The organism is Pelagibacterium sp. 26DY04 (assembly GCF_031202305.1).
GTDB lineage: Bacteria > Pseudomonadota > Alphaproteobacteria > Rhizobiales > Devosiaceae > Pelagibacterium.
The window spans coordinates 207,117-221,917 of the sequence record NZ_CP101731.1 but is presented as its reverse complement, the minus strand read 5'-3'; the positions used below and the strand labels follow the sequence as shown (position 1 = coordinate 221,917).

The 14,801-nt window shown below is 63.5% G+C and carries 14 protein-coding genes; 5 read left to right on the top strand and 9 right to left on the bottom strand.

The genetic code is table 11. The features are described 5' to 3' along the window. Positions 1-67 precede the first annotated feature (67 nt). From NO932_RS01040 to urtA, 9 genes are all read right to left on the bottom strand, one after another. Positions 68-379, bottom strand: coding sequence for an urease subunit beta (locus NO932_RS01040; protein WP_309209177.1), 312 nt, complete (start codon positions 377-379; stop codon positions 68-70). 11 nt (positions 380-390) lie between these two features. Beyond that, entirely contained in the window at positions 391-981 is a 591-nt protein-coding gene (locus NO932_RS01035) for a HupE/UreJ family protein (protein ID WP_309209176.1), read from the bottom strand. 13 nt (positions 982-994) lie between these two features. Further along, the gene (locus tag NO932_RS01030; protein ID WP_309163260.1) at positions 995-1,297 is read right to left on the bottom strand and encodes an urease subunit gamma; all 303 of its coding nucleotides are present in this window, start codon (positions 1,295-1,297) and stop codon (positions 995-997) included. 15 nt (positions 1,298-1,312) lie between these two features. After that, on the bottom strand, positions 1,313-2,149 hold the full coding sequence (locus NO932_RS01025; protein ID WP_309209175.1) for an urease accessory protein UreD: 837 nt from the start codon (positions 2,147-2,149) through the stop codon (positions 1,313-1,315). 7 nt (positions 2,150-2,156) lie between these two features. Further along, the gene (gene urtE, locus NO932_RS01020; RefSeq protein WP_309209174.1) at positions 2,157-2,858 is read right to left on the bottom strand and encodes an urea ABC transporter ATP-binding subunit UrtE; all 702 of its coding nucleotides are present in this window, start codon (positions 2,856-2,858) and stop codon (positions 2,157-2,159) included. 2 nt (positions 2,859-2,860) lie between these two features. Continuing rightward, a complete protein-coding gene (gene urtD, locus NO932_RS01015) occupies positions 2,861-3,616 on the bottom strand; it encodes an urea ABC transporter ATP-binding protein UrtD (protein ID WP_309209173.1) in 756 nt (251 codons plus the stop codon). Positions 3,617-3,620: 4 nt separating this feature from the next. After that, positions 3,621-4,835, bottom strand: a complete 1,215-nt coding sequence (urtC, locus tag NO932_RS01010) for an urea ABC transporter permease subunit UrtC (protein WP_309209172.1) — start codon at positions 4,833-4,835, stop codon at positions 3,621-3,623. A gap of 196 nt (positions 4,836-5,031) precedes the next feature. After that, positions 5,032-6,645, bottom strand: coding sequence for an urea ABC transporter permease subunit UrtB (urtB, locus tag NO932_RS01005; RefSeq protein WP_309209171.1), 1,614 nt, complete (start codon positions 6,643-6,645; stop codon positions 5,032-5,034). 73 nt (positions 6,646-6,718) lie between these two features. Further along, positions 6,719-7,990, bottom strand: coding sequence for an urea ABC transporter substrate-binding protein (gene urtA / locus NO932_RS01000; protein WP_375142900.1), 1,272 nt, complete (start codon positions 7,988-7,990; stop codon positions 6,719-6,721). Between the two features lie 481 nt (positions 7,991-8,471). Here urtA and lnt point away from each other — a divergent pair, with 481 nt between their 5' ends. The 5 genes from lnt (at position 8,472) to nusA (ending at position 14,739) form a co-directional block, all read left to right on the top strand. Further along, positions 8,472-10,094 carry an apolipoprotein N-acyltransferase gene (gene lnt, locus NO932_RS00995; protein WP_309209169.1) on the top strand — a complete coding sequence of 541 codons (1,623 nt, stop codon included), beginning with the start codon at positions 8,472-8,474 and terminating at the stop codon, positions 10,092-10,094. A gap of 337 nt (positions 10,095-10,431) precedes the next feature. Then, positions 10,432-11,601, top strand: coding sequence for a methionine adenosyltransferase (gene metK / locus NO932_RS00990; protein WP_375142806.1), 1,170 nt, complete (start codon positions 10,432-10,434; stop codon positions 11,599-11,601). A gap of 84 nt (positions 11,602-11,685) precedes the next feature. Next, positions 11,686-12,387 carry a tRNA (guanosine(46)-N7)-methyltransferase TrmB gene (gene trmB, locus NO932_RS00985; protein ID WP_309209167.1) on the top strand — a complete coding sequence of 234 codons (702 nt, stop codon included), beginning with the start codon at positions 11,686-11,688 and terminating at the stop codon, positions 12,385-12,387. A gap of 97 nt (positions 12,388-12,484) precedes the next feature. Beyond that, positions 12,485-13,117 carry a ribosome maturation factor RimP gene (gene rimP, locus NO932_RS00980; protein ID WP_309209166.1) on the top strand — a complete coding sequence of 211 codons (633 nt, stop codon included), beginning with the start codon at positions 12,485-12,487 and terminating at the stop codon, positions 13,115-13,117. A gap of 5 nt (positions 13,118-13,122) precedes the next feature. Further along, positions 13,123-14,739: a transcription termination factor NusA gene (nusA, locus tag NO932_RS00975; RefSeq protein WP_309209165.1), complete on the top strand. Its 1,617-nt coding sequence runs from the start codon at positions 13,123-13,125 to the stop codon at positions 14,737-14,739. Positions 14,740-14,801 lie beyond the last annotated feature (62 nt).

The following is a 14,801-nucleotide window of genomic DNA, read 5'->3' as shown; positions in this document are numbered from 1 at the left end:
TTGCGGCGGCGGAGTGCGACGGCACCCCGCCGTTTTTCATGGCCGGCCAAGGATCGGGCGGCCGGCATCATCGCTCGAGCGGACCCATCACCATCTGGCGGAAGCCGTGGATCTGGCGCTTGCCACCGATGGCAACCAGACGGACTTGCCGCATCTGTCCGGGCTCAAAGCGCACGGCGGTGCCTGCGGCAATATCGAGGCGCATGCCATAGGCCTTGTCGCGCTCAAAGCTCAGCCCGGCATTGGTTTCAAAGAAATGATAGTGACTACCCACCTGGATGGGGCGATCGCCGGTGTTGGCGACGTCGAGGGTCACCGTCTCGCGCCCGGTATTGAGCTCGATATCGCCCGGTTGGGTGACGATCTGGCCGGGGATCATGGGCGGCTCCTTTAACCTGCGATAGTCAGCCACAACCCGCCAAGGGCGGTGAGCCCGCCCGCGATCCGGGTTGCGGCAAGGCCCCGCCGGGTGGCGAGCAGCCTGCCGGCAACAACGCCCAGCGCCACGCCCGCGGCATGGAGCAGCGCGGTGGCGGCGAGAAAGCCCGCCGCATAGCCAAAGGCTCCGGCCTCACCCATTTCGCCGCCATGGGCGTGGCCGTGGAACAGGGCGAAGAAGGCGACGACCGCCGCGACGCCGGCGGTGGGGAGCGGCAGGGCGAGGGCGACCATGATGCCGATGAAGATGACCGAGGCCAGGATCACCGGTTCGACGAAAGGCAGCGGCAGCCCGAGGATTGCGGCGGCGAAGCCGATGGCCATGGTGGCGACGAAGGCGGCGGGGACGGCCCAGAGCGCCCTGCCGCCAACAGAGGCTGCCCACAGCCCCACGGCGACCATGGCCAGGATGTGATCGAGCCCGAACAGCGGGTGGGTGAAGCCGGCCATGAACGAGCCGTGTTCGACGGGATCGAGATGGGCGAAGGCGGGCGCGGTGCCGATAAGGACAACCAGCAAAGCGGCGAGAAGGCGTCTGATCATGGCTTTGAACCTTTTAGCGAATGGGATTGTGGACGGTGACCAGCTTGGTGCCGTCGGGAAAGGTCGCTTCGACCTGAATGTCGGCAATCATTTCGGCGATACCCTCCATCACCTGATCGCGGGTGATGACATGGGCGCCCGCTTCCATGAGTTCGGGTACCGGGCGGCCGTCGCGGGCGCCTTCGACGACGAAATCGGTGATGAGCGCGATGGCCTCGGGATGATTGAGCTTGACGCCGCGCTCGAGCCGGCGGCGCGCCACCATGGCGGCCATGGATATGAGCAGCTTGTCTTTTTCGCGGGGAGTCAGATTCACGGGTTGTCCTCGAAACTACAGCGACCACAGCCTGGGGACGGCTCCGGCGCCGGCCAGCGCGGCAATGGCGGGCATTACGATCTTGCGCAGATGATAGCCCGAGCGGTCCAAGGCGCGCAGCACGATCTTGTCGCCAATGCGCGAAACCCCGGCCCCCGGATGATCGGCGGCAAGCTGCTTGAGCTTTTCGATGCGGCGCTCGGCATCGGGGGCGATATAGAGCAGCGTCGCATAAGCGCGCGCGCCGCCGAGCAGCGCCATATTGTCCCGCGCTAGGGTATCGTCGGCATCGAGGCGGGCCGCTTCGGCGTGCACGAGCTTTCCGGCGCGGCGCACCTGCCAGCGGTCGGAAATCGATGCGGCAAGCGCATCCTCTCCATGGGCCTCCCGGCCCAGGATGACCGCTTCCAGCCCCAGGAACGTGGCATCCTCGGCCAGATCGACCTCAAGGGTGCGCCTGAGGGCGGAGCCGTCGAACACGATGGTTTCCTGCGGCAGCCAGTCGAGGCGGGCACCGGGCTGCACCGAAAGGGTGGTCCGAACATCCGCCGCGCCGCCACTCGAGCGGTAGATGCGCTCGCAAGCCTGGGTGGTGACGACAAGATGGGTGTTCGGCAGAGCTTGCGCCGACCACGTCATGCGGTCTCCGCCGGTCAACCCGCCCGAGGTGTTGATGAGCACCGCTTCGAGCCAGTTGCCATGGGTTTTGGGCACCCTGATCTTGCCGCAGCCGCGCTGATAGAGCGTATCGAGCACCGAGAGGCCAGCGCGCCCCTTGGCCACGATGCGTCCTTCGCCTTCGGCGCGCTGCAGGGCGGCCGGGCCGCCAGGGGATTGAACCGAAACCAGCATGATCGGACTAAACCATCAGATGCCGTTTGACGTCCGGATCGTCCAGGTCTTCGGCCGGTCCCGAATGCATGATCTCGCCGCGATCCATGACGTAGATATGGTCGCTCAGCTCGCGGCAGAAATCGAGATATTGTTCCACCAGCAGGATGGTCATGCCCAGCTCGTCGCGGAGAAATTGCAGAGCGCGCCCGATATCCTTGATGATCGAGGGCTGGATGCCCTCGGTGGGCTCATCGAGGACCAGAAGGCTGGGCCGGGTGACCAGGGCGCGGCCGATGGCCAATTGCTGCTGCTGGCCGCCCGAGAGATCGCCGCCGCGGCGCCCGAGCATGGATTTGAGGACCGGGAAGAGTTCGAACACGGTTTCGGGGATCGAGCGGTCTTTCGGTTTGAGCGGCGCATAGCCGGTGAGGAGATTTTCCCTGACCGTCAGGAGCGGGAAGATCTCGCGCCCCTGGGGAACGTAGCCGATGCCCATACGGGCGCGGGCATAGGGCGGGGTTTTCTTGAGGTCCCGATCTTCGAGCGTGATGGTGCCGCCCGAAATCGGATGCGTGCCGGTGATGGCGCGCAACAGCGATGATTTGCCCACCCCATTGCGCCCCATGACCGAGGTGATGGCATTTGGCCTGGCGGTGATCGAAACCGAGCGCAGCGCCTGGGCGGCGCCGTAGTGAAGGTTGAGGTCTGTGACGGTCAAAGTGGTCATGGCTAGCGCCCCAGATAGCGTTCGATGACCAGGGGATCGCGCGAGACGTGTTCGAGCGACCCCTGGGCGAGCACCGAGCCTTCGGCCAGGCACGTGACGCGGCAATCAAGGTCGCGCACGAAGCTCATGTCGTGTTCGACGACGACCACGGAATGATGCTTTGCGATCTCCTTGAGGAGTTTCGAGGTTTCCTCGGTCTCGGCGTCGGTCATGCCGGCCACCGGTTCGTCGACCAGAAGCAGCTTGGGATCCTGGGCGAGCAGCATGCCGATTTCGAGCCATTGCTTTTGCCCATGCGAGAGATTGGCGGCCAGCGCGTCCCGACGGTGAGTGAGGCGGACGGTGTCGAGGATTTCGCTGATGCGGGCCGTGTCGGTCCCGTCGCGATTGTAGAACCAGGCGGCAAAGACGCCGCGCGGTTTTTTCAGCGCCAGTTCGATATTGTCCCAGACCGTGTGGCTTTCGAAAACCGTGGGCTTTTGGAATTTGCGCCCGATGCCGAGATTGGCGATCTCGGTTTCGTCCTTTCTTGTGAGATCGATGGCGCCTTCGAAATAAACCTCGCCCTCATCGGGGCGTGTCTTGCCGGTGATGATGTCCATCATCGTGGTCTTGCCCGCGCCATTGGGGCCGATGATGGCCTGCAGTTCGTCGGGCTGGACGACGAGCGAGAGGGAATTGAGGGCTTTGAAACCGTCAAAGGAGACGGTGACGCCATCGAGATAGAGCAGCGAATTGCTGGCGATAACCGGATCCATGGCGCTACTCCGCCGGCGAGGGTTTGGCGCCCTGCGGGGCTTCGGGATAGGCGGGCGGGGAAGGGCGCGGCGCGGGCGGTTCGTCGGGCTCGGGATCGATCCCCGCTTCCGCCTTCGCGGATGCCCGGCGCTGCCTGAGCGCCGTCCAGGCGGAGGTGAAAACGCCGACGATGCCCTTGGGCATGAACAGGGTGACGAAGACGAACATGCCACCCAGGATGAACAGCCACAGATCGGCGAACGAGCCGGTGAAATACGATTTGGCAGCGTTGACCAGCAGCGCGCCGATGATGGGCCCCACCAGCGTGCCGCGTCCGCCCACGGCGGTCCAGATCACCACTTCGATGGAGTTGGCGGGGGCGAATTCCCCCGGATTGATGATGCCCACCTGGGGCACGTAGAGCGCGCCGGCCAGCCCGGCCATGACGGCGGATACGGTGAAGGCGAAGAGTTTGACGTTTTCCACCCGGTAGCCGATGAACCGGGTGCGGCTTTCCGCGTCGCGAACCGCGACCATCACCTTGCCGAGCTTGGAGTTGACGATCAGCGAGCACAGGATGAAGCACAGCGCAAGCAGGATCGCCGAGGCGGCGAACAGCGAGGCCCGCGCCGAAGCGATGGGCGTACCGAGGATGTCGCGGAAATCGGTCAACCCGTTATTGCCACCGAACCCCATGTCGTTGCGGAAGAAGGCGAGCATCAGCGCGTAGGTGAGCGCCTGGGTGATGATCGAGAGATAGACGCCGGTAACCCGGCTTCTGAAGGCGAACCAGCCGAAGACGAAGGCGAGAAGGCCGGGCACGAACGCCATCATCACGAGCGCGAAGGGGAAGACATCGAAGCCCTGCCAGTACCAGGGGAGTTCCTGCCAGCCCAGGAACACCATGAAATCGGGAAGCACCGGATTGCCATAGACCCCGCGCGTGCCAATCTGGCGCATGAGGTACATGCCCATGGCATAACCGCCCAAAGCGAAGAAGGCGCCATGGCCGAGCGAAAGAATGCCGCAATACCCCCAGACCAGATCGAGCGCGAGCGCAAGGGTGGCGTAGGTGAGGTACTGGCCGAGCAGCGGCACGAGGTAGTTCGGCACCCGGAGGGGATGGCCGATGGGAAGAAGGAGGTTCGAGAGCGGCACGGCGATGGCGGTGAGAAGCAGGATCGCAACGACCCAGATGGCCTTAGTGCCGAGCTTGGCGAACAGGCGGGAGGTGATCATGGGGCGGCCTCCACATGGGCTGGCGTTCCGCTGAAGCTCAGCGCCCCCCTCATCCCCGGCCCTTCTCCCACCAGGGGAGAAGGGGGCTCGTGGGGAACCACTCTGCCAGCCACACCTTCAGCACCCCTTCTCCCCTGGTGGGAGAAGGCGGCCGCGAAGCGGTCGGATGAGGGGGGCGCTGAGGTGGCGAGGGACATCATGCTTCCACCGCCCTTCCCTTGAGTGCGAAGAGGCCGCGTGGTTTGCGTTGGATGAAGAGGATGATCAGCGCCAGTATCAAGATCTTGGCGAGCACCGCCCCGGCATAGGGTTCGAGGAATTTGTTGACGACCCCGATGGAGAGGGCGCCGACCAGGGTGCCCCAGAGATTGCCCACCCCGCCGAACACCACGACCATGAAAGAGTCGATGATATAGTTCTGGCCAAGGTTGGGGGAAACGTTGTCGATCTGGCTCAGCGCCACTCCCGCAAGCCCGGCGACGCCCGAGCCCAGCCCGAAGGTCATGGCGTCGACCCAGGGCGTGCGGATCCCCATGGATGAGGCCATGCGGCGGTTTTGGGTGACGGCGCGCATCTCTAGGCCCAGCGGCGTTCGGTTGAGCACCAAAAGGAGCAGGGCGAAGACGAGAAAGGCGAAGACCAGGATCCAGAGGCGGTTCCAGGTGATGGCGAGCCCGCCCAATTCGAACGCGCCCGACATCCAGGAGGGGTTGCCGACTTCGCGGTTGGTGGCCCCGAAAATGGTGCGTACGCCCTGCTGGATGATGAGCGAGAGGCCCCAGGTGGCCAGCAGGGTTTCCAGCGGCCGGCCATAGAGCCAGCGGATGATGCCGCGCTCGATGGCGATGCCGATCAGGCCGGTGACGAGGAACGCGAGCGGGATGGCGATGGCGAGGGAATAGTCGAAGAGCGCTGGATTGGTCGTCCGGATGATCTCCTGGACGATGAAGGTGACATAGGCCCCGATCATCACCATTTCGCCATGGGCCATGTTGATGACGCCCATGACCCCGAAGGTGATGGCCAGCCCGATGGCGGCGAGCAGCAGGACCGAGCCGAGCGAGATGCCGTACCAGACGTTCTGCCCCACACTCCAGAGCGCAAGGGTCTGGTTGATCTGCGCGATGCCGGTTTCGAGCTGGGCGAGCTGGATTTCGCTGGCGCCGCCCCGAGCGCCGTTGAGGATCGAGAGCGCGGTGCGGTCGCCGCGGGCGGCGATGGTTGCGACGGCCTCTTCGAATTGAGCGTCCTCGAGCTCGGTTTCCAGCAGCGATGCGGCGCGGGCCTCTTCCATCAGCGTGCGAACGCCGGCGTTCTCTTCGGCGGCGATGGCGGTTTCGAGCAGCTCGAGATTGGCCTCCTCCGGGGAGGACAGCATCTGGCTGGCGGCAGCGCGGCGGGTGGCGGGGTTTTCGCTCATCAGCGTCATAGTGCCGATGGCGGCGGCGATGTCGCGGCGCAGGGAATTGTTGATGCGGATGACGTCGAGCTCGCCGGTGACTTCGGTATCGGCCTCCGTTCCGGTCAGGGCATCATGGTATTGATTGCGACCGGTTTGGATGTAGATGCCGCCATTTTCGGCCTCATAGAGCTGCCCATCGCCCAGGGCGCGCAGGATGGGCAGCGCCTCGTCCTCGCCCGAAGACACCAGCGCGGCGACGGCGTCGCGCAGATCGCCCAGACTCGCGTCATACATGGTGGGAACGGTTTCGGCGACGGACTGGGCCTTGGCGCCGGTGGCGCCGAGGCTGACAAGCGCGGCGACAAGGAGTGCCGCGCCCAGGTTCCTGAGCCGATCGAGACACCGCATGTTCAACACCCCTTAGATAGATTCAAGGTTCCGGGGGCGGAGTGCCGCCCCCGGAGACGCTCGGGAAGAGCGCTTATTCGGCCGCGGCCGAACCGCCGCAGGACTGGGTTTCGGTGTTGTAGTTGCCGCAATTGACCGGGTCGGTCCAATCGGCTTCGAGCACCGCGGATTCGGGGAGGAAATCGGACCAGGCGTCGCCTTCGACCAATTCTTCGGTTTCCCAGACGACGAAGAACTGGCCATCATCCTGGATTTCCCCGATCAGCACCGGCTTGGTGATGTGATGGTTGGGGAGCATGGTGGCGACCCCGCCGGTAAGGTTGGGAACCTCGATGCCGACGATGGCGTCGATCACGGCGTCTGCATCGGTGGTGCCGGCCGCTTCGACCGCTTCCACCCACATGTTGAAGCCGATGTAATGGGCTTCCATGGGATCGTTGGTGACACGGGTATCGTCGCCGATGAACTCATGCCAGGCGGCGATGAAGTCCTCGTTCTCGGGCGTCTCGACGCTCATGAAATAGTTCCAGGCGGCAAGGTGGCCCACCAGCGGGGCGGTATCGAAGCCCGAAAGCTCTTCTTCGCCCACCGAGAAGGCGACGACCGGGATGTCGGCGGCATCGACGCCCTGATTGGCCAGCTCGCGATAGAACGGCACGTTGGCATCGCCATTGATGGTCGAGACCACGGCGGTCTTCTTGCCCTCCGAACCGAAGGCGACGATGTCGGAAACGATCGTCTGCCAGTCCGAATGCCCGAACGGGGTATAGTTGATCAGGATGTCTTCTTCGGCCACCCCGGCATCCATGAGATATTGCTCGAGGATCAGATTGGTGGTCTGGGGATAGACATAGTCGGTGCCGGCCAGGACCCAGCGTTCGACGCCTTCCTCGTTCATCAGATAGTCGACGGCGGGGATGGCCTGCTGGTTGGGCGAGGCACCGGTATAGAACACGTTGCGCTGGGATTCTTCGCCCTCGTACTGCACGGGGTAGAAGAGAAGCGAATTGAGTTCTTCGAAAACCGGCAGCACCGATTTGCGGCAAACCGAGGTCCAGCAGCCGAAGACGGCATCGACTTCGTCGACTTCGATCAACCGCCGCGCGAGTTCGGCGGCGAGCGGCCAATCGGAAGCGATATCGACGACAACGGGCTCGATCTGGCGGCCCAGGACGCCCCCGGCCTCGTTCTGCTGCTCGATGAGCATCAGCATGGCGTCCTTGAGCGTGGTTTCCGAAATCGCCATCGTGCCGGACAGCGAATGGAGGATGCCGACCTTGATCGGGCCTTCATCCTGAGCCAATGCCGGAGTGGAAATGATCGATGCGCTCACGGCCCCCGCCATGAGTACGCCCCCTATGCGCCTTGTCCAGTCTGTCATTTTTGTCCTCCGACAGTTGCTGTTTGCACCGCCGGTAAGAATCGCAAGAAGCATGCCAAGCCCTGCCCGAGAGCGGGGACGGCGTGGTTAAGGTTCTGGAAAGATGTGGTCTTTCGGCGCGCGGATGCGCAGGGCAACGAAAATGGGCGTTGGCCGGCCGACATCTGCGCCGTGCAATTATGCTGCAGATGATTATTTGCTGGGCATCGGCTCAGGCGCTGGCGATTGCTTGTGCACAATTTTCAGGCAGATGTTCCATGACAAAAGCGTCACCCTGAAGTAAAATTGGCGGGTCGGATGTCCTCCGGCAGAGGTTGTTTGCACCACAATCTCAGTGGCCCCGTACGTTCGCGAGGCGTACGGGGCACCTCGTCTTTCCCATTGCGCCATCGCATTTGCCCGGTCACCGTCTTTGCGAAACGTGATTCGGCGGCAAAGGACAGCCATGACCGCTCTTGCCGAGTTTGCCATGCTCTCCCATGGATGGAGGCGCCTGTTGCTGCTGGTTGCGGCCGGCGCCATTGCCGCGCTTTCCGCCGCGCCGGTGTTTTTCCTCGTCGCTCTGTTCATCGCCATGCCGGTGCTGGTCTGGACGCTGGACGGCGCCGAGCGGAGGCGTTCGGTGTGGGGCGTGCTGTTCGGTCCCGCCTTCAGGATCGGGGTGGCGTTCGGGTTCGGCTATTTCGCCACCTCGCTGCACTGGATCGGAGCAGCATTCTTTGTCGATGGCGGCTGGCTGCTCGTGGCGATGCCGTTCGCGGTGGTCGGACTCGCGCTGCTCTTGTCCCTGTTTTGGGGATTGGGCACAGCTTTAGCGCATTTTTTCTGGTCGGCGGGCGCCGGACGCATCTTTACGCTGGCGGTGGGACTGACCCTGGCGGAACTGGCGCGCGGCTATCTCTTTACAGGTTTCCCGTTCAACCTTCTCGGCTATGCGCTGACCGCCAACGCCGAAATGATGCAGGCGGCTTCCCTTGTGGGCGTTTATGGCCTGACCTTTGTGGCGGTTCTCATTTCGGCGACCCCGGCCCTGGTCTGGCCCGCCGCCGAGCGCTCAATGGTAACGCGCATCCTCCCGCTTCTTGCCGCCTTCGGGCTGATCGCGCTGCAGATCGGCTGGGGCAATTATCGCCTCGCCCAGACCAGCACCGAGCCCTTCGAGGATATCAATCTGCGCATCGTGCAGCCGGTGATTTCCCAAGATATCAAATGGCAGACCTTTGCCCGTGAGGAAACCATCACGCGGCTGCTCGATCTTTCGACAATGCGCACGGGCCCGCAGGATCAGGGGCTCGACGATGTGACGCATCTGATCTGGCCCGAAGCGGCCATCCCGTTCTTTTTGTCCGAAGAGCCGCAATATCTCGCGCAGATCGCCCGAGCCCTGCCCGACGATATCTGGCTTTTGACCGGCGCCCCGCGCGAACCCTACGGCACCGATGGCCAGATCGTGCCCGGCGCCAAGCCCTATAATTCGGTGCTTGCCTTCAACGGCGTGGGGGAGGTGGTCACGTCCTACGACAAGACCCATCTGGTTCCCTTCGGGGAATATCTGCCGTTCGACGAAACCTTGCGCCAGTTCGGCATGAGCCAGTTCGTCGCCGGTTCGGAAGGCTGGGCGGCGGGCGCCGAGCGCCGGCTGGTCGAATTGCCGGGCTCGCCCGCCATCCTGCCGCTCATCTGCTACGAGATCGTCTTCCCCGGCGCGCTGGGCGAGCCGGTGGCCGATGCCGGGTTCATCCTGGTTCTGACCAACGATGCCTGGTTCGACGGCTCGATCGGGCCGGCCCAACACTTCCACCACGCCCGGGTGCGGGCGGTGGAAGAGGGCAAATCCATGGTGCGCGCCGCCAATTCGGGCATTTCGGCCATCGTCGATCCGCTGGGGCGGATCGATACGATGATGGCCGAGCAGATGGTGGGAGCGATCAAGGGCGTGCCCGATCAGCCGCTGGAGGGGACGGTCTATGCGCAGTGGCGGCATTGGCCGCTGGTGGGGATGCTCGTTTTGGGAGCGGCTGCGGCGCTGCCGGGATGGGTGAGACGGCGGCGGCGGTTGGCCGATTGAGGGAGGAAGGGCCAATTGTCTGGCTCCACTCTCCGGTCGTCATTGTCGGGCTTGACCCGACAATCCGCAACGCCGCAAGGGGGTGCGGGAGAGGTTGGTGGGTGCACTTCTGCTGAGGCACGTGGAGGCGTTGCGGGTCCCCGGGTCAAGCCCGAGGACGACGAGGCGGGAAGAAGAGGGCAGGGAAAGACTGGGGCGAGCGCAATATAAAGCTTTCTTTATATCGCTCTTGCTTTCCGTCCCCGGACCTGCGAAAAGCGGGACTGAAAGTGTCAGGAATAGTGTCCTGACACGCGCACTTCCGCGTGCGCCCTCGCCAGTTGAAATGAGGTTTAACGTGGCCAGTTCAAGCTATCTCTTCACCTCGGAATCGGTTTCCGAGGGTCATCCCGACAAGATCTGCGATCAGGTGTCCGACGCCGTCGTCGATGCGTTCTTTGCCGAGGATCCCTATTCCCGCGTCGCCGTGGAAACGCTGGCGACCACCAACCGCATCGTCCTCGCCGGCGAAGTGCGCGGACCGGCTTCCATCGACGCCGGTCGCATGGAAGAGCTGGCGCGCGGCGTGGTCAAGCGCATCGGCTACGAGCAGGAGGGTTTCCACTGGAAGACTCTCGATTTTTCCTGCCATGTGCATGAGCAATCGGCTCACATCGCCCAGGGCGTGGACGCTTCGGGCAACAAGGACGAGGGGGCCGGCGACCAGGGCATCATGTTCGGCTTTGCCGTCAACGAGACGCCTGAATTGATGCCGGCGCCGCTGCTCTATGCCCATAAAATCTTGAAGACCATGGCCGAGGCGCGCCATTCAGGCGAAGTGTCCGAATTCGGTCCCGATGCCAAGAGCCAAGTGACGCTGAAATACGAGAACGGCAAGCCGGTGGGCGTCTCCGCCGTCGTCGTCTCAACCCAGCACAATGAAGACGTGTCTCAGGACAAGATCCGCGAACTGGTGCGCCCGTTCGTGGTGAACGTGCTGCCCGAGGGCTGGATGCCGCCCGAGGACGAATTCTACGTCAATCCCACCGGGGCTTTCGTTATCGGCGGGCCGGACGGGGACGCGGGGCTGACCGGCCGCAAGATCATCGTGGATACCTATGGCGGCGCGGCCCCCCATGGCGGCGGCGCGTTTTCGGGCAAGGATCCCACCAAGGTCGACCGCTCGGCGGCCTATGCGGCGCGCTATCTTGCCAAGAACGTGGTGGCGGCGGGGCTGGCGGAAAAATGCGTCATCCAGCTTTCCTATGCCATCGGCGTCTCCAAGCCGCTTTCGATCTTTGTCGATACCTATGGCACCGGCACCGTGGACGAGGACAAGCTCGGCCTGGTGCTTCAGAAGGTCATGGACCTCTCCCCGCGCGGCATCCGCACCCATCTGGGGCTCAACAAACCCATCTATGAACGCACGGCAGCTTACGGCCATTTCGGGCGCGCGCCCGAGGAGGATGGCGGGTTCTCCTGGGAGCGCACCGACCTCGCCGAGGCGATCAGGGCGGAACTGACCTGATCCTTTCGGTCTTGCCATCGTGAGCCATCCGACGCTAAAGCGCAGCGGGGTGAGCCGCTGCGCTTGGCTTTTTTCAAGAGTGACATGACCATCAAACTCATTCCGCAGGATCCCAAGGGACCGCGCGCCTTTTTCGGCCGCCGCGCCGGCAAGAAGCTGCACAAGGGCCAGCAGGCGCTGTTCGAAACCCTGCTGCCGGAGTTGACCGTGGACATTTCGCGGCCGGTCGATCCCCTCGCGCTGTTTCCGCGGGCCGAGCGTATCCATCTCGAGATCGGCTATGGCGGCGGAGAGCATCTGGCGCGGATCGCGCGGGAAAACCCCGATGATGGGTTCATCGGCTGCGAGGTGTTCACCGGCGGCATCGGCAAGCTGCTCGAGGCGATCGATATCGAGGGGATCGGAAATATCGCGCTGTTCCCCGACGACGTTATCAAGCTGCTCGCCGTGATGCCCGACGCCTGCCTCGATTGCCTCTATGTGCTCTATCCAGACCCCTGGCCCAAGCCGCGCCACCACAAGCGCCGGCTGATCCAGTTCCCGGTGCTGGCCGAATTTGCCCGTGTGCTCAAGCCCGGCGGCACCTTCCGGTTTGCCACCGATATCGAGGATTATGCCAATTGGACGCTGGCCCATATCCTCAAATCGGAAGGCTTCGTCTGGTCGGCCGCAGTGCCGGGCGCTTGGCATCAGCCCTACCCCGGCTGGCAGGCGACGCGATATGAACAAAAGGCCCGCCGGCAGGGGCGGGAAAAGAGCTTTTATTTCGAGTTCTTGCGTTCCTGAGCCGTGAGCGCTATATAGTTCTCAACAATCTCAGATCGAATGAGAGAGTGGGTGCCGACCGGCCCCGCTCTTTTTTATTACCCGCATCAGGGAAACAATGACGACTAACACCAAACGCTACGTCCGCGAATCCGCGCTTGAACAGCGCATCGCCGCGATCGTCGAACCGGTGGCCGAATCTCTCGGGTATGACCTGGTTCGTGTCCGCCTGACCCAGGACAACGGCATAACGCTGCAGATCATGGCCGAAGACGAGAGCGGGCGCTTTACCATCGAGGATTGCGAAAAGCTTCACAACGACCTCAATCCGGTCCTCGATCTCGAAGATCCCATCGATCGCGAATACCACCTGGAGATCTCCTCTCCCGGCGTCGACCGGCCGCTGGTGAGGGCCCGCGATTTCCAGGCCTGGGCCGGCCATGAAGCCAGGATCGAGCTTGCCGATATGGTCGATGGGCGCAAGCGCTTTCGCGGCGAGATCGTGGGGGCTGATGACGATACGTTTTCGATCCGGCTGCCCGATGCGCCGGCCGGCACCGATCCGGTGCACACCCTGCCGCTGAACCTTCTGGCCGATGCCAAGCTGGTCATGACCGACAAGCTGCTCGACGAGGCCAAGAAGCGCCAGGACGAAGACCCCGATTACGACGAGTCCGACCAGGACATCGAAACCATCATTACCGACGAAACCGACGGCGAAGCCGCCGACGAGCGAAATCAGGAGAATTGATCGAAATGGCCGTTTCAGCGAACAGGTTGGAACTTTTGCAGATCGCCGATGCGGTGGCGCGCGAAAAGTCGATCGACCGCATGATCGTGATCGAAGCCATGGAAGAGGCCATCCAGCGCGCTGCCAAGGCCCGCTACGGCGCCGAGACCGAGGTCAAGGCCGAGATCAATCCGCGCACCGGCGAACTCCGCCTCTGGCGCCTGCTCGAAGTCGTCGAGCGCGTCGAGGAATATGGCCGGCAGATTTCCTTGAAGGAAGCCCAGGGCAAGAATTCGGCCGCCAAGCTCGGCGACTATGTGACCGAACCGCTCCCCCCGATCGAATTCGGGCGTATCGCGGCGCAGTCGGCCAAGCAGGTGATCGTCCAGAAAGTGCGCGATGCCGAGCGCGACCGGATGTACGAGGAATATTCCGATCGCGTGGGCGAGATCATCAACGGCTCGGTCAAGCGCGTCGAATACGGCAATGTGATCGTCGATCTGGGCCGTGGCGAAGCCATCATCCGCCGTGACGAATTGATCCCGCGCGAGCAGTTCCGCTATGGTGACCGCGTGCGCGCCTATATCTACGATGTGCGCCGCGAGCAGCGGGGTCCGCAGATTTTCCTCTCGCGCACCCATCCCCAGTTCATGGCCAAGCTCTTTGCCCAGGAAGTGCCGGAAATCTACGATGGCATCATCACCATCCGCTCGATCGCCCGCGATCCGGGCTCGCGCGCCAAGATCGCGGTGACCTCGTCCGATTCCTCGATCGATCCGGTCGGCGCGTGCGTGGGTATGCGCGGCAGCCGCGTTCAGGCGGTCGTGGGAGAATTGCAGGGCGAAAAGATTGATATTATCCCCTGGACGAACAATATAGCGGATCTGGTCGTCTCCGCGCTCCAGCCCGCCGATGTCGCCAAGGTGGTGCTCGACGAGCAGGCCGAGCGCATCGAGGTGGTGGTGCCCGACGAGCAGCTCTCGCTCGCCATCGGCCGCCGCGGACAGAATGTGCGCCTGGCGTCCCAGCTCATCGGCTGGGACATCGACATCCTGACCGAACAGGAAGAATCCGAACGCCGCCAGAAGGAATTCACCGAGCGTACGGCCCTGTTCATGGAAGCGCTCGATGTGGACGAGATGGTCGCCCAGCTTCTGGCGTCCGAAGGCTTCTCCTCGATCGAGGAACTTGCCTATGTCGATCTGGCCGAAATCGCCTCGATCGGCGGGTTCGACGAGGAAACCGCGGGCGAAATCCAGAACCGCGCTACCGAATTCCTCGATGCCCAGGAGCGCGAGCTGGACGAGGAGCGGCAAAAGCTCGGTGTCGAAGACGCGCTCTACGACATTCCGGGGCTCTCGGCCGCCATGCTGGTGGCGCTCGGCAAGGACGACATCAAGACGGTCGAGGATTTCGCCGGCTGTGTCGCCGACGATCTGATCGGCTGGTCCGAGCGCAAGGATGGCGAGACCAAGCGCTATGACGGCACGCTTTCGGCCTTCCCGCTTTCGCGCGAGGAAGCCGAGGACATGATCATGGCGGCGCGTTTGAAGGCCGGCTGGATCTCCGAAGAGGACCTGCCGCAGGCCGAAGCTGCACAAGAAAGCGAGGAGGCTTACGCCGAGGGCGGAGCCGCCGAGTAAAAAGGCAATCGGCGTTTTCGGCAGGGCGGGGCCCGCCGCTGCCGGAAACGCGGGGAAAGGAT